The sequence below is a fragment of the Dankookia sp. P2 genome (assembly GCF_050632255.1).
Classification (GTDB): domain Bacteria; phylum Pseudomonadota; class Alphaproteobacteria; order Acetobacterales; family Acetobacteraceae; genus Paracraurococcus.
On record NZ_CP192581.1, the window covers coordinates 413,299 to 429,837 of the forward strand.

At 70.6% G+C, this 16,539-nt stretch carries 17 protein-coding genes; 8 read left to right on the top strand and 9 right to left on the bottom strand.

Features of this window, described 5'->3' with window-relative positions:
• Window positions 1-14: 14 nt before the first annotated feature.
• From ACQ86J_RS02365 to ACQ86J_RS02375, 3 genes are read left to right on the top strand one after another with little or no spacing between them, the layout of a single operon-like run.
• Entirely contained in the window at window positions 15-569 is a 555-nt protein-coding gene (locus ACQ86J_RS02365) for a hypothetical protein (protein WP_431269871.1), read from the top strand.
• Window positions 542-898 carry a hypothetical protein gene (locus ACQ86J_RS02370; RefSeq protein WP_431272711.1) on the top strand — a complete coding sequence of 119 codons (357 nt, stop codon included), beginning with the start codon at window positions 542-544 and terminating at the stop codon, window positions 896-898. The genes ACQ86J_RS02365 and ACQ86J_RS02370 overlap by 28 nt, the downstream gene beginning before the upstream one ends.
• Window positions 899-923: 25 nt before the next feature.
• Window positions 924-1,247, top strand: a complete 324-nt coding sequence (locus tag ACQ86J_RS02375; RefSeq protein WP_431269872.1) for a hypothetical protein — start codon at window positions 924-926, stop codon at window positions 1,245-1,247.
• A 32-nt stretch (window positions 1,248-1,279) separates the two neighbouring features.
• Here the strand turns inward: ACQ86J_RS02375 and ACQ86J_RS02380 are convergent, their stop codons facing one another.
• The 3 genes from ACQ86J_RS02380 to ACQ86J_RS02390 all read right to left on the bottom strand — a co-directional run bounded on the left by ACQ86J_RS02380 (window position 1,280) and on the right by ACQ86J_RS02390 (window position 4,440).
• On the bottom strand, window positions 1,280-1,936 hold the full coding sequence (locus ACQ86J_RS02380) for a hypothetical protein (protein ID WP_431269873.1): 657 nt from the start codon (window positions 1,934-1,936) through the stop codon (window positions 1,280-1,282).
• Entirely contained in the window at window positions 1,930-2,829 is a 900-nt protein-coding gene (locus ACQ86J_RS02385) for a 6-pyruvoyl-tetrahydropterin synthase-related protein (protein WP_431269874.1), read from the bottom strand. Before ACQ86J_RS02385 ends, ACQ86J_RS02380 begins: the two co-directional genes overlap by 7 nt.
• A 132-nt stretch (window positions 2,830-2,961) precedes the next feature.
• Window positions 2,962-4,440 carry a hypothetical protein gene (locus tag ACQ86J_RS02390; protein ID WP_431269875.1) on the bottom strand — a complete coding sequence of 493 codons (1,479 nt, stop codon included), beginning with the start codon at window positions 4,438-4,440 and terminating at the stop codon, window positions 2,962-2,964.
• 307 nt (window positions 4,441-4,747) lie between these two features.
• Between ACQ86J_RS02390 and ACQ86J_RS02395 the strand changes: the two genes are divergently transcribed.
• Entirely contained in the window at window positions 4,748-5,719 is a 972-nt protein-coding gene (locus tag ACQ86J_RS02395) for a glycosyltransferase family 2 protein (RefSeq protein WP_431269876.1), read from the top strand.
• Here ACQ86J_RS02395 and ACQ86J_RS02400 read toward each other — a convergent pair.
• The 6 genes from ACQ86J_RS02400 to ACQ86J_RS02425 all read right to left on the bottom strand — a co-directional run bounded on the left by ACQ86J_RS02400 (window position 5,705) and on the right by ACQ86J_RS02425 (window position 14,149).
• On the bottom strand, window positions 5,705-7,258 hold the full coding sequence (locus tag ACQ86J_RS02400; protein ID WP_431269877.1) for a glycosyltransferase family 39 protein: 1,554 nt from the start codon (window positions 7,256-7,258) through the stop codon (window positions 5,705-5,707). The genes ACQ86J_RS02395 and ACQ86J_RS02400 overlap by 15 nt on opposite strands.
• 169 nt (window positions 7,259-7,427) lie before the next feature.
• Window positions 7,428-8,849 (bottom strand): oligosaccharide flippase family protein, encoded by a 1,422-nt coding sequence (locus ACQ86J_RS02405; RefSeq protein ID WP_431269878.1) that lies wholly within the window; start codon window positions 8,847-8,849, stop codon window positions 7,428-7,430.
• Window positions 8,850-8,853: 4 nt separating this feature from the next.
• Window positions 8,854-10,413: a hypothetical protein gene (locus tag ACQ86J_RS02410; protein ID WP_431269879.1), complete on the bottom strand. Its 1,560-nt coding sequence runs from the start codon at window positions 10,411-10,413 to the stop codon at window positions 8,854-8,856.
• A 112-nt stretch (window positions 10,414-10,525) separates the two neighbouring features.
• Window positions 10,526-11,278: an SDR family NAD(P)-dependent oxidoreductase gene (locus ACQ86J_RS02415; protein ID WP_431269880.1), complete on the bottom strand. Its 753-nt coding sequence runs from the start codon at window positions 11,276-11,278 to the stop codon at window positions 10,526-10,528.
• Window positions 11,275-12,663, bottom strand: a complete 1,389-nt coding sequence (locus ACQ86J_RS02420; RefSeq protein ID WP_431269881.1) for an FAD-binding protein — start codon at window positions 12,661-12,663, stop codon at window positions 11,275-11,277. The genes ACQ86J_RS02415 and ACQ86J_RS02420 overlap by 4 nt, the downstream gene beginning before the upstream one ends.
• 7 nt (window positions 12,664-12,670) lie before the next feature.
• Complete coding sequence (locus ACQ86J_RS02425; RefSeq protein ID WP_431269882.1) at window positions 12,671-14,149, bottom strand: UbiA family prenyltransferase; 1,479 nt, start codon at window positions 14,147-14,149, stop codon at window positions 12,671-12,673.
• A gap of 286 nt (window positions 14,150-14,435) precedes the next feature.
• Here ACQ86J_RS02425 and ACQ86J_RS02430 point away from each other — a divergent pair, with 286 nt between their 5' ends.
• From ACQ86J_RS02430 to ACQ86J_RS02445, 4 genes are all read left to right on the top strand, one after another.
• On the top strand, window positions 14,436-14,996 hold the full coding sequence (locus ACQ86J_RS02430) for a glycosyltransferase family 2 protein (protein WP_431269883.1): 561 nt from the start codon (window positions 14,436-14,438) through the stop codon (window positions 14,994-14,996).
• Window positions 14,915-15,307: a glycosyltransferase family 2 protein gene (locus ACQ86J_RS02435; RefSeq protein ID WP_431269884.1), complete on the top strand. Its 393-nt coding sequence runs from the start codon at window positions 14,915-14,917 to the stop codon at window positions 15,305-15,307. Before ACQ86J_RS02430 ends, ACQ86J_RS02435 begins: the two co-directional genes overlap by 82 nt.
• An 86-nt stretch (window positions 15,308-15,393) precedes the next feature.
• The gene (locus tag ACQ86J_RS02440; protein ID WP_431269885.1) at window positions 15,394-15,546 is read left to right on the top strand and encodes a hypothetical protein; all 153 of its coding nucleotides are present in this window, start codon (window positions 15,394-15,396) and stop codon (window positions 15,544-15,546) included.
• Window position 15,547: 1 nt separating this feature from the next.
• Window positions 15,548-16,501, top strand: a complete 954-nt coding sequence (locus ACQ86J_RS02445; protein ID WP_431269886.1) for a glycosyltransferase — start codon at window positions 15,548-15,550, stop codon at window positions 16,499-16,501.
• The last annotated feature ends 38 nt before the right edge of the window (window positions 16,502-16,539 follow it).

A 16,539-nucleotide genomic window follows, 5' to 3' on the forward strand; every position in this document is an offset into this window, starting at 1 on the left:
CCAGGGGCCGACCGATGATCAAGAGCAAGCGGGTCCAGAAGATCCTCGACCGCTACCGCATCACCGACGGCAAGGGCTTCCGGCTGGCCGACCAGGACCCGTCCGACACCGCCGGGCTCGACCTCGACAAGGATGCCGCGAAGTCGCTGCTGCAGGACGGCATCGCGCTGCTGAAGCAGGCGCAGGACATGCTCTATGCGCAGGACCGCTGGGCGGTGCTCTGCCTGTTCCAGGCGATGGACGCGGCCGGCAAGGACGGCGCGATCAAGCATGTCTTCTCCGGCGTCAACCCGCAGGGCGTGAAGGTCGACAGCTTCAAGGCCCCGAGCGCGACCGAGCGGGACCACGACTTCCTCTGGCGGCATATCCTGGCCATGCCGCGGCGCGGCGAGATCGGCATCCACAACCGCTCCTGGTACGAGGAGGTGCTGGTCGCCCGCGTCCACCCGGAGATCCTGGCCGGCCAGGATCTGCCCCCAAGCTGCGCGGCAAGAAGATCTGGGACGAGCGGCTGCAGGACATCGCCAATTTCGAGGGCTATCTGGCCCGTCAGGGCGTGGTGGTGCTGAAGTTCTTCCTCAATGTCAGCAAGGAGGAGCAGCGCCGGCGCTTCCTCTCGCGCATCGAGGAGCCGGAGAAGAACTGGAAGTTCAGCGCCACCGACGTCGCCGAGCGGCGCCACTGGGATGAGTACCAAACGGCCTATGAGAAGGCGATCCGCGCCACCGCCTCGCCCGAGGCGCCCTGGATCGTGGTGCCGGCCGATAACAAGTGGTTCACCCGGTTGGTAGTCGCCGGTACCCTGGCAATGGCGCTGGGCGAGCTCGACCTGCAGTATCCCAAAGTCGGGCCGGAGGCGCTGGCCCGGCTGCAGGCGGCGCGCAAGGAGCTGGAATGACCCGGATGCCTACCAGGCGCAGGCGATGCTTGACGCCGGCCGCGCCGATTGCGATCCAGGGCGCGTGAGGGATTTCGTCACCGTCGGCCGCAGCGACGACGACACGCTCTGGGCTGTGTATGCGACAGTGGGTCGCACGAGCCGCGTCGCGGAGGTCTTCCGCAGCCGGCCCGCGGCGCTCGCCGACCGCGACTGGCGGGCCCAGCAGGTCCGGGCCTATGCGGACTTCCTGCGCCGGTCCGAACAGCCGCTGCCGCATTACAGCGTGGCGCCGATCAAGCGCCACGACCTGCCGCGCAAATGGACCCCTCTCCCGGCCCTGGGCTTCCTGCGCGGCCAGTTCATCTGAAACGCCGACCCCGGCGTGGGCTGGCGTGGCCCCTAACCGGTCACGCGGCCGGGCTCGCTCCGCGCCATCCCCAGAGCCGACAGTTTCGGCCGCCGCCGCCAGAGCGCAAGGCCGAGCAGCCCCGCGGCGCTGATCCCGCTCACCGCCCAGCCGGCCCATTCCCAGGGCGTCGCCGCGATATGGACCCGCAGGTTGTGCACCGGGCGGTCCACCATGACTTCAAGGAAGCCGTCCTTGCCGGGTCGCACCGGCACCGGCTCGCCCTTGCCGTCCTCGGCCGTCCAGGCGGGGAACCAGAACTGCGGCAGCAGCAGCGGTGCGTTCGCCTCCGGAACAAGGAAGCCGGCGGCAAGGCGCTGCGTGCCGGCCGGCAGGGCCGGCCGCGGATGCGGGTCGGGCGCCGGCGCGGTTTCCGTCCCGTTCCACTTCATCCGCCAGCCATTCGCCAGCGCCCAGGCGGGCAGGTGCTCGGAGGAGACGCCGCGCGGCGAATCGACCGCGCGGGCCAGTCGCGCCTCGGAGGGCATGAAGCGCGGCCAGTCCGGATGGCCGAAGGCGACCCGCGCCCAGAGATAGGCCGGGGCGAAGATGGCGCAGGCGATGCCGAGGCCGAGCACCAGGCGGCGCGCCGCCGGGCGCCCGCCGGCAAGCGCCAGGGCTGCCATGGCGGCCAACGGCAGGGTCAGCACGGTGGTCGCCCGCCAGGGAAATCGATCGAGCGCAGCTGCGGCAGCACCACCCAGAGCGGCAGGGTCACCACCGTCATCAGCGCCGCCGAGACCGCCAGCAGCAGCAGCGCGGCACGGCCGAGCGGCCCGCGCGCCGCCTCCCCGCCGAGGTGGCGGAAGGCCAGCGTGCCCAGCCCGGCCAGCGCCGCCGCCGACCAGATGATGAGCAGGAACTGGATCCAGCCGGAATCGCCCCGCGGCAAGCCATACAGGAAGAGGCTGCCCTCCCAGGTGCCGTCCTCAAGCCCCTCGGAATTCGCGTCCCGCAGCAGTCCCATGGCGGGCAGGACGAAGCAGGCGGCGAGGCCGGCGCCGGCGACGCCGCCGCCCAGCACCCGCAGCGCCGCGCGCGGCCCGGCATAAGCCCAGGCGTAGAGCGGCGCGAGATGCGCAACCAGCGCGCAGGTCGGCAGATGGGTCATCGCCAGCGCGGCAAAGGCCAGCGCCAGGGCCGGCAACCCGCGCCCGTCCCGGCTTTCGGCGACACGCTCGAGCGCCAGCAGCAGGAAGGGCAGGATCGCCGCCCCGGCGACCTCGGCATAGGCGAAGCGGATCCAGGGATTCACCACGGCGGGATAGGGCAGCAGCGCCGCCGGTGCCGCCGCGGCCAGGGCCGCGCCGGGTGCCACGTGCCGCCGCAGCCAGAGATAGCAGCCGAGCAGGAAGACTAGCCGCCAGAGCATCACCGCCAGCGCCAGCGTGCCGGGGATATCGAGCCCGGTAATCCGGTGCAGCAGCGCCCCGGCCCAATAGCCGAGCGGCGGATAGGTGTAGAAGGTGATGCCGCCCAGGCCGAAGTTGCTCTCCATCACCCAGCGTGGCCAGAACCGCCCGGCCGACCAGCCGGCGTCCATGAAACTGAGCGCGGTCAGCGCGTAGTCCGAAGTCGTGGCCGAAATTCCGCCCGTGCACCGGCACGCCGAGGATCGGCGAGAGTGCCGCGACGGCCACCAGCAGCAGCGCCAGCGGCAAACCGACGCGCCGGGTCACGCCAGGGCTCCCTGCGGCGCGCGGCGCCGGACGGCCATGGCCACCAGCCAGGCCAGCAGCATGATGTCGATCGCGTGCAACGCCACGGTGTAGCGCATGTGCCCGGCCTCGGCCGCCGCCGTCGCCAGCAAGGTGCCCTGTACCACCATCGCCCCGCCCCACATCAGCACCAGCATGGGCGAGCCGCGTCGCCGCAGCACCGGCCAGGCTGCCAGTGGGATCAGCAGTAGCGTCGCCAGCGTGCCGAGCACCGAGACGGACATGAGCGGCACCAGGCCAAAGAGCGGGAAGTCGTAGCGGTCGATCCCCCAGCAGGTCTCGGTCTGCGCGCAGGCGGCGAAGCGGTGCCGGTCGGCCGGGGTACTGGTGAAGGCGGCCGGCCAGTAATGCGGGTGAATGACCAGGGAAATCCAGTCATTCGCCACCATCTGGAGGTATTCCCAGCGATGCGCTGCGATCAGCGGGGCGGAGATCGCCTTGGCCAGCCGGTCGCGCTCCCGCCCGTCCGCCGCGGCCCATTCCGGCCAGTCGGTCTCGGCTGTCGGCCAGAACACGGCGTAGCGGACATCGCTGCTCGCCTGGATCTGCGCGCGCAGCCGCGCCGCCAGGTCCGGCTGCTCGGCGGTGAGCTCGCGGGCGACACCGGCGGCCTCGGCGACCTGCGTCGCCAGCGGCTCGGGCAGGAGCGGCAGCTCGCCCGGGCGGGCGAGCACCAGCGATTTGCCGAGGACCGAGATGCCGGCCCAGGAGCCGATCTCGAACGGCCCGCCGCGGCTCCAGGTCCAGGTCATGCCGATCAGCACGCAGACCAACGAGATGCCGGCGCAGCTGGCGGCGCGCAGGGCGCCGAGCCGCAGCGCAACGCGGCGGTCGAACAACGCCGCCAGCAGCGGCAGCGGCAGGAACGCCATGCCGGTGCTGCGGGTCAGCGTAGCGAGGGTGAAGCAGGCGGCGGCGACCAGCAGCGCATCCAGCCCGCCGCGCCGGACGAAGCGGCACTGCATGGCGAGCCCGGCGAGCACCAGCGCGATGAAGGGCGCCTCGGTCATCATCCAGCTCGGCGCGTCATGGATGCCCGGATGCATCAGCAGCACCGGCACGCCGAGCAGCGGCACCAGCGGGCTCCGCAGCATGCGGCCGAGCTCCACGGCGAAGACGAAGACGCCGATGCCGACCAGGGCGAGTTGCAGCAGCGGCAGGTACTCGACGCCCCCGGTCACCGCCTGCCAGGCATTGATCAGCCAGCCATAGAAGGGCGGCCGATAATTGAAGAGGTACTGGTAGGCATAGCTGTCGCCGGTGGTCAGCGGCACGGCGGGCAGCTTGCGCGCCATGCGGAAGGTCAGCAGGCCGGTCAGCAGCAGCGCCACGCCCTGGATCCAGAGATCCATGCCGCGCCAGGCGAAGCGGCCCGGGAAGGCGAAGCCAGCCGGCCGTCTCGCCGATAACGGCACCATGTTGATCCGCTGACTCATGCCCGGCTCGCACCCACGTCGACCCGCTTCGTGTCGGGCACGTTTTGCCCTGCATCCCGCGACGGTCATGGCGGCGAATGTGCCGCAGGGCCGCGGTTCGCGCGCCTCACGGTGCGGTTTCCGCACGGGCGCTGACCACGTTGTGACAGTTGATACCGAAGGTGACCCAATCGCGTGGCTCGCTGGATTGCGTTTTCGCAGCAACGGGGTGCAGCGCCTAGGTTTCCGCGGCATCCGGGTTGGGATTTCCGTGGACGACCTTCCTCACTGGCGCGGCCCCGTGGCGGCCGCAGCGCTTTCGCCGACCATGCGCGGTGCCGAACCGTCGCTGTCCGTCGTCGTGCCCGCCTACAACGAAGCCGAGGTGATCGAGGAATTCCAAGGCCGGCTCACCGCCGTCATGGATGGCATCGGGCTGAGCTGGGAGGTGGTCTATGTCGACGACGGCTCCTCGGATGCCACGCCCGCGCTGCTCGCGGCGCTGCAGGCGGCCCGGCCGGAAGTCGCGGTCGTCGCGCTCAGCCGCAATTTCGGCAAGGAGGCGGCGCTGACCGCCGGGCTCGACCATGCCAGCGGGCGCGAGGCGATCATCGTCATCGATGCCGACCTGCAGGATCCGCCGGAGGTGATTCCCGACCTGGTCGCTGCCTGGCGCGAGGGCTTCGACGTCGCCTATGCGCAACGCCGCTCGCGCGCCGGCGAGACCTGGATGAAAAAGGCCACGGCCAGCGCTTTCTACCGCTTGATGGGCCGCATCGGCGGACCGGTCCGGCTGCCTGCCGATACCGGCGACTTCCGGCTGATGAGCCGCCGCGCGGTGGACGCGCTGCTGCAGCTGCGCGAACGCCACCGCTTCATGAAGGGGCTGTTCGCCTGGGTCGGCTTCCCGGCGCGCGCCGTGCCCTATGACCGCGCCCCGCGCGCCGCAGGCACGACGAAGTGGGATTACAGCCGGCTCTGGACGCTGTCGCTCGAAGGCATCACCAGCTTCACCACGGTGCCGCTGCGGGTCGCCACCTGGCTCGGCCTCGGCACCGCCGCCGCCGCGCTCTTCTATGGCGGCTGGGTGGTGGTGAAGGCGCTGCTCTTCGGCGACCCGGTCCCAGGCTATCCCAGCCTGATGACCGTGGTGCTGCTGCTCGGCGGCGTGCAGCTCACAACGCTCGGCGTCATCGGCGAGTATCTCGGCCGCATCTTCAACGAGACCAAGGGCCGACCGCTCTATGTGGTGGGTCGCCACCTGCCGAGCGGCCGGCGCCCTCCGCTACCAGCGGAGTAGCACCAGGGCCGGGTGGGTGCGGTCCACCTCGGCCGGCGGGCGGGACGCGGCGAAGGCGGCATCCTTCTGCGCCGCCCAGTCGGTCGCCCGCAGCAGCACCCAGACCGTACGGCCACGCCGCGCCTCCTGCGCCAGGGCCTCCGTGCCGATCACCACCGGCGGCTTGATGCGGTCGGGCGTGTAGAGGTCCTCCGGATGCGGCTGCGGGTGCCAGCGGAAGAGTTGCCGGCCATTGTCGGAGAAGCTGCCTTCGGCATAGCGCAGCGGCGCCATCAGAGAGGTATCGGGGCCGATCGCCACGATGTCCTCCGCCCCGAGGCGCGGCAGCAGGTTGGCCATCAGCCCGCGCCAGTCCTCCTTCTCCGACAGGGTGCGGACATAGACACCGTTCAGCCCGACCAGGATGCAGCCGGCATAGGCCAGGGCGAAGCAAGCGCGGATCCAGCGCGGCGCCGGGCCGACCAGCGCCATGGCCGCCAGTAGGGACAACGGCACGCCCATCCAGATGACGATGCGCGGGATCAGGAAAGGCGAGACATAGCTGAGGAGAATGGTGGCAACCAGGAACGATCCTGGGACGCCGGCCAACAGCAGCGCCAGTCGCCGATCCGCCCGCAGCAGCGGCACCGCCAGCGCCACCAGCAGCGACATCGCCGCAAGCGACAGGATCGAGGCGAGCCGGAACAGCCTCAGCGGCGTCACTGGATCCACCACCAGATGATCCGCCAGGCTCAGCAGGCCGATCAGGTCCGGCGGCTTGATCCAGCTGAGATCGTGCCGGCCGGCCTGGGCGAGGATCGGGATCGCCAATGGCAGCGCCAGCACCCCGATGGCCAGATGCGCCAGGATGAAGGGCCGCAGTGCCGCCCGCTTCCGCGGGGTCCGCAGGAGGACCAGCCCGCCGCAGCTGGCCAGCGCCGCGGCGGTGAAGACCGAGGTCGCATGAGCATAGAGCAGCACCAGCATGCCGGCGGCATAGAGCGCCAGGGCGCCGCGATCCGCCTGCGCCCCGCGATGGTCGGCGCTGCCGACGAAACGCAGGAGGCCCAGCAGGGCTAGCGCGAAGGCCAGCGGCAGGAGCGCATAGACCCTCGCCTCTTGCGCGAAATAGATCTGCATAGGCGCCATGGCAAAGAGCATGGCGGCCACCAGGCCGACCACCGGGCCAGCGATCTCAAGGCCTAGAAGGAAGACCACGGGGATGGTGGCCGTGCCGGCCGCAGCGGAGAACAACCGCAGCGCGGCATCGCCATCGCCGAACATGCCGGCCCAGACCTTGAGCAGGCTGTAGTAGAGCGGCGGCGTCGTCTCTATCACAAGCCCATCGGTCCAGAGATAACCTAGCGGCTTGTGGATCCACCATGCGGAGAAGGCCTCGTCGCTCCAGAGCGAGGCTTCGCCGATCTGGTGCAGCCGCAAGGCCAGGCCGAGCAGGGTAATCGTGGCGGCAGCGCTGAAGACGGCCAAAGCCTGGCCGGTGAGCCAGCCGGGCCTGCTTGCGCCGAAAGGGATGGCGCCGCCGCGCGGATGATCATGCATTGCAATGTCCCGGATTGGCGGCGCAGGGCCACGCGTCATGAAGCGCCCGAAAGCGCAACCGGCAGCAGCCGGTTTAGATCACATGTTTGAGAAAATACTTGCGGAACGAGAAATCGACACGGTTTGGACATCCTGTCCTAAATTGCATGCCCGCAGCACGACTTATCCGTCATGCCTCCTGTAATGCGCGAGGCCAGCGGAAGCCGAGCGCCGGCACGACGATGGCGGCATAGGCAATGGCACCGGCCAGCGCGGTACCGAGCAGCGCCGGCACGGCGGCCTGTGCCGCGAGTTCCCGTGCCGCCAAGCCGGCAACCAGGCCCATCACCAGCGTGCCGAGGAGCGGCGCGAGCAGCCGCTGCGCCAGCCAGGCCGGGGAGCGGTGCAGGGCCCGCAGCGTGACGAGAAGCTGCAGCGGCGGAACGGCGAGGCTGCCGAGAACCCAGCAGATCGCCGCGGCCCCGGCATCCTGCGGCCGCAGCAGCAGCAGACCGACCAGCGGCAGCGTGAAGGCGACCAGCTGCATCAGCAGGTTCATCCGGGTCCGCCCGAGCGCCAGCCAGAGCGCCGGCGCCGGCCCGACCAGGAAGCCCGGGATCGCCGCCAGCGCCACCAGCCGCGCCGGCTCCGCCGCGCCGATCCAGGGCCCGCCCATCAGGATCTCGATCAGCCGCGGCGCGGTGATCGCCAGTCCGGTGGCGACCGGCAGGCCGATCAGCGCCTGCAACTGGGCGAGGTCGCCATAGGCCTCGGCCAGGCCCGCCCGGTCGTGCTGCAGCGCCGCCAGCCGCGGCATGGCGAGCCGCGAGGCGGCGCCGGTGACCACCGCCATGGCGACGTCGAGCAGGCGGAAGGCGATGTGGGTGACCGCCACCACGGTCTCCGCCACCAGCATCCCGAGCCCGACGATGAAGATGCGGTAGCGCCCGTTGAAGACCAGCAGGGCCAGGATCTGCGGCCCGGCGACCGGCCAGAGTTCGGCCAGCGCGGCGCGCTCGAATAGGCGATGCGGGCGCCAGCCGGAGCGCAGCGCCAGCAGCAGGAAAACCGAGAGCGTCGCCGCCGCCTGCTGCGCCGCCATGGACCAGGCCCCTGCCCCGCCCAGCGCCGCCAGCACGCCGGTGCCGACCGCGAGCGGCTGGCAGAGCAGCACGCGGGAGGCCAGCAGCCGGTAGCGCCGTTCCTTCAGCACCAGGGCGGAAAGCATGCCGGCGGCGGCCGAGAAGGGCAGCAGCAGTGCCATCGCCCGGATCATCCCGGCCACCGGCGCGCCGGTGGCCTGCGCGATCAGCGGTGCCCCGAGCCAGAGCACCAGCATCCCAACCGCCGCCGCACCCATGGTCACCCAAAGCGCGGAGGAGCGATGGCGCTCCTCCAGGCCCCGGCGCTGCAGCAGGCTGTCGCCGAACAGCGCGGCGATCGGGAAGTCGATGGTCAGGAAGACACTGGCAGCGATCGCCCCGGTGCCCGCCGCCGCCGGCCCGATGATGCGGGCAACGAAGAGCAGCCCGACTAACGCGGTGATGGCGGAACCGAGCGTCTCCGCCGCCACCCAGGCGGGCGAGGCAGGACCGGGAAGGACTCTCCGCATCCGCTCAGTGCGCCGCCTGCAGCGGGTCGGCCTTGCCCCAGGAGAGGATGGCGCCGCGCGGCAGGTCCGGCGCCATGGCGCGCAGCGCGGCGCGGATCGGCTCCGCCTCTTCCGGCTTTGTGGCGTAGAAGGTGACGACCGGGCCGCGCACCGTCACCAGCCTGCCGCGCAGCTTGAGCTGGGCGACCGGCTCCCAGCCCGCCGGCGGCACCGGTGGCGCGACGTCGTAGAGCATGGCGAGGCCGACGTCGTGCTGCGCCGCCAGCCGTTCCATCCAGCCAGGGCCGCCGCCGCCCTTGCGGGCTTCCTCATTGGCGAGGCCGGAGAGGTCGAGCATGTAGTAGGGCACCTGGTAGTTGACGTAGCCCAGGTGGTTGGCGGCGAAGGGCCGGCGCCAGTGGTCGTTGACGAAGCGGTGCATCTGGTACTGCTGGTCGTGCACATTGCCCGCCGCGGCCACGGCATCCACGGTGCGGAAGACGTAGCCGGAGAACAGGAACAGCATCGCCAGGCAGAAGCCGGCGCAACGCCGCGCGTCCAGCCGCCGCAGGCCGGCATTGATCTCCGGCTGCCAGGCGACCAGCACGGCGCAGAAGCCGAGCGCCAGGACGTAGATCTCGTAGCGCGAGAAGGAGCTGAGGCTGCCGCCGGTGAGCTGCGCCAGGGCGACGACGATGAAGAAGCCGACCGCGGCCGGCTTGGCCCAGGCCCGCTCGCCGAGCCGGGACGGCACCGGCCCCCGTGCCAGCCCCCACAGGCCCAGCACGATCAGCAGCGCGATATGCGTGCCGCCATAGGCCATGAGGTTCCCGCGATAGGCGCCATAGACCGCCTTGACGAAGCCGAGCGCGCCGCTGTCGCCCATGCCGATCCCCGTGCTGGCGACCTCCGAGCGGTGCAGCACGAAGCTCGGCAGCCAGGGAAGGCCGAGGCTGTGCAGGAAGAGCATGAAGCCGCCGACCAGCACCACGCCGACAGTGCCGATGATGGCCGCATGGCGCCACTTGCCGAAGGCGATCAGCACCAGCATGTCGGCGGCCAGCGCCGCCGCCGCCTCGAAGCGCAGGAGTGGCAGCAGGGTGATCGCCGCCAGCCACCACCAGTCCGCCTGCTTGGTCCGCACGAAGCGCAACAGGCCGAGCAGCGAGATGACCGTCAGCGTCACATGCAGTGAATGCTCGAGCCCGGCGAAGGCAAGACCGACCAGATTGAAGGCGAGCGTCAGGGTTGCGGTGATCGCCGCCAGTTGCAGCGTGGTGAGGCGATCGACCTCGAGCCCGATCTCCTCGGCCACTGCATAGATCAGCACGGCAGCGGCGAGCGTCGCGGCGAGGCAGACCAGCAGCGCCGAGAACTGGCCGAGCGGCAGGAAGGACAGCAGCGCCAGCAGGAAGGGGTAGATGATCGAGGAGGAGGGCGAGGAAGGCTCGCCCGGGTTGATCCCGTAGGTGCCTTGCGTGATCTGCTCGGCCATTGCCATCTGGGTGTAGGGCGCGTCCAGCGTGTAGCTGAAATGCCCGCCATTCCGCAGCAGGATGCCGACCAGCAGCACCAGCGCCAGCATAAGAACGCTGAGCGCGACGACGGTCTTCGGTCTTGCCGCGGCAGCGTCGTAGGCGCCCAGGAATCCGCGCCGGGGCGCGAAAGCGAATCCATCCAGTCCTCCTGCGGGCAGGTCAGATATCGAGCTTGTTGAAGATGCGCGTCGGCAGCGTGCGGATGATGGTCATCACCGGCCACCAGATCCGCGGCAGATAGGCCCCGCCCCCGCCCTTCTGGGCAAGCTTCCAGGCGCCGGCGGCAAAGCCCCGCGGCGTCGTCATGAAGGGCAGCTTCGGCAGCGGCCAAGTCATGGCGGTGTCGACCGGCCCGGCCTTGAGGCACAGCACCCGCACGCCGGAGCGCGACATCCGCGCGGCATAGCCTTGCAGATAGGTCAGCAGCGCCGCCTTGGTCGCGCCATAGAGGTAGTTGCGCGGCCGGCCGCGGTCGCCGGCGACCGAACCGAGAGCCACGACCACGCCCTGCCTCTGCGCCTCCAGCACCGGGGCGAGCGCCGCCAGCACGGTGGTTGCGCCGGTGAAATTCGCCTCGACCATGCCGGCCGCCACGGCGGGGTCGCGATCGGCCTCCGCCTGGTCCGGCATGACGCCGAAGGCGAGGAAGACGTTCAGCGGCCCGCCCGCGCGCGCCGCGCAATCCTCCACGAAAGCCGCGTGGGACGCGGTGTCGCGGGCATCGAAGGGCACTGGCACGGCGGGGATGTCGTGGCGGATCGACAGGTCGGCGGCCTGGCGTTCCAGATCCTCCATGTCCCGCCCGGCCAGCAGGATGCCGGCGCCGTGCGAGGCGGCCTCCTGGGCGAAGGCGCGGGCGACGGCGGAGGAGGCACCCAGCATCAGCCAGGTCGGTTGCATCGTTGCGCTCATGCCACCAGCCCCAGCCGCTTCGCCATGTCGGAGGACAGCCGCGCCTCGGGGTCGACCGAGTGGCGGATCTCCTGGAAGCGCTGCGCCTCCGGGTACATCTCCCAGAACCCCTCGGCCGAGAGCAGGCTGTCCTTGGCCAGGTAGATGCGACCGCCGGCCTCGCGGGTGATGCGCTCGAGCGCTGCGAACAACCCGCGCAGCCCCGGCCGCGCCGGGATGTCGAGCGCCAGCGAATAGCCCGGCAGCGCGAAGGAGAGCAGGCCGCGCCCCGGCCGCCCCATCACCTTCAGCACCGCAAGGAAGGACGCGTCGCCCGCGGCGGAGATGGTCTCCAGCAGCCGGCGCAGCGCGGTCTCCCCCGGGCCGAAGGGCAGCACGCACTGGAACTGGTGGAAGCCGCGCTTGCCGTACATGCGGTTCCAGTGCAGCACCGCATCCAGCGGGTAGAGGAACTTGCCGTAGTGCTGCAGCTGCTGCCGCCCGGATTCCGGCACGCGGCGCCAGTAGAGGGCGTTGAAGGCCTTCACCGACATCCGGTTCAGCGCCCAGCCCGGCGCCTCCAGCGGAAAGGTCTTGGCCTTGGCCGGCGGCAGGGCGACGCCGGTCTCGCTCGGCTCGGCCACTTCCAGGACCCCGCGGCCGAGCGAGGCGCCGCTGGCCAGCGCATCGATCCAGCCGACGGACCAGGTCGCCTCTGCCGCATCGGCGAAGCCGGCCAGGAATTCGTCAAGGTTGCGGATGCGACGGCTATGGACCGCCAGCGCATTGCTCGGCACCGGCTGCATGCGGAAGCAGACGGCGGTAATGATGCCGGTCAGCCCCATGCCGCCGATGGTGGCGCGGAACAGCGCCGGCTCATCCTCATCGGAGATGCGCAGCTGCCTTCCATCCGGCAGCAGCAGGTCGAGCCACAGCACATGGTCGCCGAAGCTGCCGGCCCGATGGTGGTTCTTGCCGTGCACGTCGTTGGCGACCGCACCGCCCATGGTGACGAAGGCGGTGCCCGGCGAGGTCGGCGCCAGCCAGCCGCGCGGCAGGAAGGTCTCCAGCAGGTCGGCGAAGGTCACGCCCGGTTCGGTCACCACCAGCCCGCTGGCGGGATCGAAGGCCAGGATGCGGTCCAGCCGCCCGGTCAGCACGGCCGCGCCGCCGCTGTTCAGCGCCTGGTCGCCATAGGCGCGGCCGCCGCCATGCGGCAGCAGGGTGCGCCCTTCCGGCACGTTCAGCGCCGCCATCAGCTCGCGCATCCGCTCCGGCCGCGCCGCCAGGCAAGGGGCGGCGCTGCTGCGGCCCCAGCCCTGCAGCGAGACCTGCTTCCAGCCGGCCGCGCGATGGGCTTCGACGGCCGCTGCGGCCGCGCGTTCCTCGGTCATGGTATCCGACATGCGTTCCTCAGAGCGCCGCGACGATGGCGGCGGCGATGACGGCGCCGATGGCCCAGCTCCAGCGGTCGCGCAGGGCGAAGACCACGGGATCGTCCTTCAGCATGCGCCGATGCGACAGCATCCAGATGCGCACCAGCCAGACGGCCAGCGCACCGGGCGCGACATAAAGCCAGGCGCCATGGGTATAGAGGCGGGAGGGCGCGGCCTCGTTCGCCACGTACAGGATCATGATCTGCAGCGCCGCCATGGCCGAAGCGGCACCGAAGCCGAGGGTGAGCGGCCAATCGTCGACCTCGTAGCCGCGGCGGGCGAGGCCACCGCCATGCGCCACCTTGGCCTCCATCAGCTCGCCATGGCGCTTCGCCAGGGCGCAGGAGAAGAAGAAGAACGCGGCGAAGGCCATCAGCCACGGCGAGTAGGGCACCCCGGCGAGCTCGACGCCGAGCGCAAGGCGCAGGGTGAAGAGCCCGCCGATGGTCAGCGTGTCCAGCAGCGCGATGCGCTTGAGGAAGGCCGAATAGGTCAGCGACAGGCAGACATAGCCGAGCAGGCCGAGCACGAAGCTGCCCGACAGCAGCGCGCCGCCGACGAAGCCCATCAGGATCAGCGCGATCGCCCCGGCCAGCGCATGCAGCGGCGCGATGCGGCCGGCGGCGATGGCGCGGTTGCGCTTGGTCCGGTGCAGCCGGTCGGAGGGAAGGTCGGCGATGTCGTTCAGCAGGTAGGTGCCGGAGGCGGTCATGCCCATCAGCACCAAGCCGAGCACGCAGTTCAGGATCGCATGCGGGTCGCCCAGCTTGTGGCCGAGGACGAGCGGCACGAAGAGCAGCGCGTTCTTCGACCATTGATGGATACGAAGCGCCCCGATCCAATCGCGGATCGGCGAATTCTGCGAGGGGAATTCGGCCAGGACCTCGGTTTCCGCCATCCGGCGCGCCGCGGCGGCGACCGCCGGGCTGGTGTTCACCAGCACGATCTCCTCCGCCGCGGCGAAGACGTCGAGGTCGTGGTGGCTGTCGCCGGCATAGGCGAAGCCCTCGGGGAAGCGCTCCTTCAGCCAAGCGGCCTTCTCCGGCCCCTTCAGGTTCCGGGTGCCGTCGCTGCCGGTCGCGCTGTCAAAGATCTCGAGATGCCCGGCCACCGCATCCGCCACCGACTGGTCGGCCGCGGTGACCAGGTGCAGCCGCCGGCCGGCGGCGCGCTGGGATTCCAGCCAAGCGACGAAGGGCTTGCGCAGCGGCAGGATCGCCGCGTTGGCGGGGGCCGCGCGGCTCACCTGCTGCTTGAAATGCGCGCGCCCCTGCAACAACGATCGCAGGAGGCCGGGCACCGAGGCCGGGTCGCGCACCAGCGCCGCCACAAGCCCTTCATGCAGCGTGTCGGTGGCGAGCAGAGTTCCATCGAGGTCGACGGCCAGCGGCAAGAGCGGCGCCGCACTTCCAGCCGCCGACGCGCCTTGGCCCGGGTGCATCACCGCGTCCTGCATCGCAAATTCTATTCCTGATACCGCGGCCGGAAACTCCCATCGCAGGTGCGAAGGCGGTAGTGCCATTGGCGTGAGACGCCCGGGCATGACGCAAAGATGCGCAGCGGTACCATAACTCAAAGTTGCTTTTAATCTGGCGTATTCGGGTATGGCGCGATTGCGGCGGTGCGGCAACGCGCAACGCAACGTGACGGGACCGGGTCGCTCCTGACCGAAGCTTGCCTTTCGCGCGAAGGCAGCGGCTGCCTAATCTCCGGCCGCCATGCAAGGTCATGACAGGAACGGAATGCGCGACACGGCAAGCGAGACGGCACGGCTGGCGCGAGCCGGGCGTCAGGCGGAACAGGTGCCGAGCATCACCGTCTGCCTGGTTACCCACAACCGCCCGTATTACGTAAGAAGCTGTCTCGACAGCCTGCGGGTCCAGACCGTCGGACTCGATGGCTTCGACGTGATCGTCGTCGACAGCTGCGGCACGCCGGAGACCGGCGCGGCGCTGCGCGAGATGGTGGCCACCCTGCCCAATGCCCGGTTGCTGCGCGTGGACCGGCCCGGGGCAAGTGCCGCGCGCAACATGGGCGCGGAACATTCAACCAAGGACTTCCTCGCCTATCTGGACGACGATGCCCTGGCGATGCCCGACTGGATCGAGCGTATCCAGGAGGTGATCCAGGAGCACGCCCCTGGCCCGGCGTCCTCGGCGGCAAGGTGCTGCCGGTCTGGGAGAAGCCGCTGCCCGACTGGTGGCCGGAAAGCCTGCGTGGCGTGCTCTCGATCATCGAATGGGACGGAAGCGGCGAGTTCCGCACCGAGGCCATCCCCGCCGGGCTTGAGCCCTATGGCGTGAACATGGTGGTGCAGCGCGAGCCCCTGCTGGAGATGGGCGGCTTCGCCGACCGGCTCGGCCGCTTTGCCGGCCTGCTGCTCTCGGACGAGGACGTCCAGGTCGGCTGGAAGCTGCAGGATCGCGGCTACTCCGCCTGGTATGACAGCCGGATCGTCGTGCGCCACCAGATCCAGGGCACGCGCATGAATCCGGAATGGCTGATCAAGCGGCTCTACTGGCAGGGCGCGTCCACCGTGGCCACCCGCCGCATGCTGGGCCAGCCGGAGCAGGTCTGGCGCGAATTCCCCGCCGCCTGGCGGTCGAACTGCTGACCGGCTTCGCCGGCCTGCTTCCCGCGTCCAGCACCAGGCTGCTGCCGCTGCGCTGGCGGCTCGCCTATGCCCAGGGCTTCACCCGCATGGCGCTGGCCAACGAACAGAAGAAGCGCAGCCTGCCCGGCCGTGCATTGCGGGCGCTGATCCGCCGCGACGGCACGCCGATCATCCCGGCGCTCGACATCGGCGCCCGCGCCGGCGTCCCCGATCCGGTGCGGCCGGAGGCGCGACGCTGAGATGCTGACCACCGTCTTCGCCACGCGCAACCGCGCCGCCACCCTGCCCCGCGTGCTGGACGCCTTCTGCGGCCTGCAATGCCCGCCTGGCGGCTGGAAGCTCATCGTCGTCGACAATGGCAGCACGGACGAAACCTCCGCCGTGGTGCAGGGCTATGCCAGCCGCCTGCCGCTGACCTTGCTGCACTGCGCCGCACCAGGCAAGAACCGGGCGCTGAATACCGCCCTGCCCGACTTCGCCGGCAATCTCGTCGTCTTCACCGATGACGACGTGCTGCCGGCGCCCGACTGGCTGGTCCGGCTGCACACCGCGGCCGAGGCACATCCGGAGGCCACACTGTTCGGCGGCACCGTGCTGCCGGACTGGCCGGCGCCGGTGCCAAAATGGCTGTCGGAGGAGGTGGTCGAGTTCAGCGTGCTCTACGCCAAGAACGAGCGCTCGAGCGGCCCCTGCCGCCCCATCGACATCTACGGCCCCAACATGGCGATCCGCGCCGTGGTGTTCGCCGCCGGCACCCGCTTCGCCGAGCATGTCGGGCCGGACGCCACCAACCCGCTCTATGCCATGGGCTCGGAGACGGAGCTGCTGCGCCGGCTGGAGGCCCAGGGCCATCGCGCCTGGTTCGAGGCCAGCGCGATCGTCGGCCACATCATCCGGCCCGAGCAGATGCAGGAGAGCTGGGTGCTGGAGCGCGCCTATCGCTACGGCATCGGCGAGGGCCGCAACCATGCCAGCACGCTCTTCGCCGGCCGCCCGGTGCTGGGCGGCCTGCCGGCGCCGCTGCTGGCACGGGTCATCGCCTATCGCCTGGCCGCGCGGGGGATGGGGCTGCTGCCACCTTCCGCCCGCCGGCTGCGCATCCGCTACCGCGACCGATGGCTGGCTGGCGTCCTCGCCGGCCGCAAGGCCCCCGCGACTCCGCCAAAACTGGCGCGCCCAAGCTTTTCCTCCTGATGGAGATCTGAGGTGTACTCGACGAGGACTCCCGCCTG

Excerpts from the sequence above, each read along its gene's own strand:
- ACQ86J_RS02365 (WP_431269871.1), top strand. The coding sequence starts at position 15 with ATGATCAAGAGCAAGCGGGTCCAGAAGATCCTCGACCGCTACCGCATC.
- ACQ86J_RS02375 (WP_431269872.1), top strand. The coding sequence starts at position 924 with ATGCTTGACGCCGGCCGCGCCGATTGCGATCCAGGGCGCGTGAGGGAT.
- ACQ86J_RS02385 (WP_431269874.1), bottom strand. The coding sequence starts at position 2,829 with ATGGACGCCGGCTGGTCGGCCGGGCGGTTCTGGCCACGCTGGGTGATG.
- ACQ86J_RS02390 (WP_431269875.1), bottom strand. The coding sequence starts at position 4,440 with ATGAGTCAGCGGATCAACATGGTGCCGTTATCGGCGAGACGGCCGGCT.
- ACQ86J_RS02395 (WP_431269876.1), top strand. The coding sequence starts at position 4,748 with ATGCGCGGTGCCGAACCGTCGCTGTCCGTCGTCGTGCCCGCCTACAAC.
- ACQ86J_RS02400 (WP_431269877.1), bottom strand. The coding sequence starts at position 7,258 with ATGCATGATCATCCGCGCGGCGGCGCCATCCCTTTCGGCGCAAGCAGG.
- ACQ86J_RS02405 (WP_431269878.1), bottom strand. The coding sequence starts at position 8,849 with ATGCGGAGAGTCCTTCCCGGTCCTGCCTCGCCCGCCTGGGTGGCGGCG.
- ACQ86J_RS02410 (WP_431269879.1), bottom strand. The coding sequence starts at position 10,413 with ATGCTGGCGCTGGTGCTGCTGGTCGGCATCCTGCTGCGGAATGGCGGG.
- ACQ86J_RS02415 (WP_431269880.1), bottom strand. The coding sequence starts at position 11,278 with ATGAGCGCAACGATGCAACCGACCTGGCTGATGCTGGGTGCCTCCTCC.
- ACQ86J_RS02420 (WP_431269881.1), bottom strand. The coding sequence starts at position 12,663 with ATGTCGGATACCATGACCGAGGAACGCGCGGCCGCAGCGGCCGTCGAA.
- ACQ86J_RS02425 (WP_431269882.1), bottom strand. The coding sequence starts at position 14,149 with ATGCAGGACGCGGTGATGCACCCGGGCCAAGGCGCGTCGGCGGCTGGA.
- ACQ86J_RS02430 (WP_431269883.1), top strand. The coding sequence starts at position 14,436 with ATGCGCGACACGGCAAGCGAGACGGCACGGCTGGCGCGAGCCGGGCGT.
- ACQ86J_RS02440 (WP_431269885.1), top strand. The coding sequence starts at position 15,394 with ATGGCGCTGGCCAACGAACAGAAGAAGCGCAGCCTGCCCGGCCGTGCA.
- ACQ86J_RS02445 (WP_431269886.1), top strand. The coding sequence starts at position 15,548 with ATGCTGACCACCGTCTTCGCCACGCGCAACCGCGCCGCCACCCTGCCC.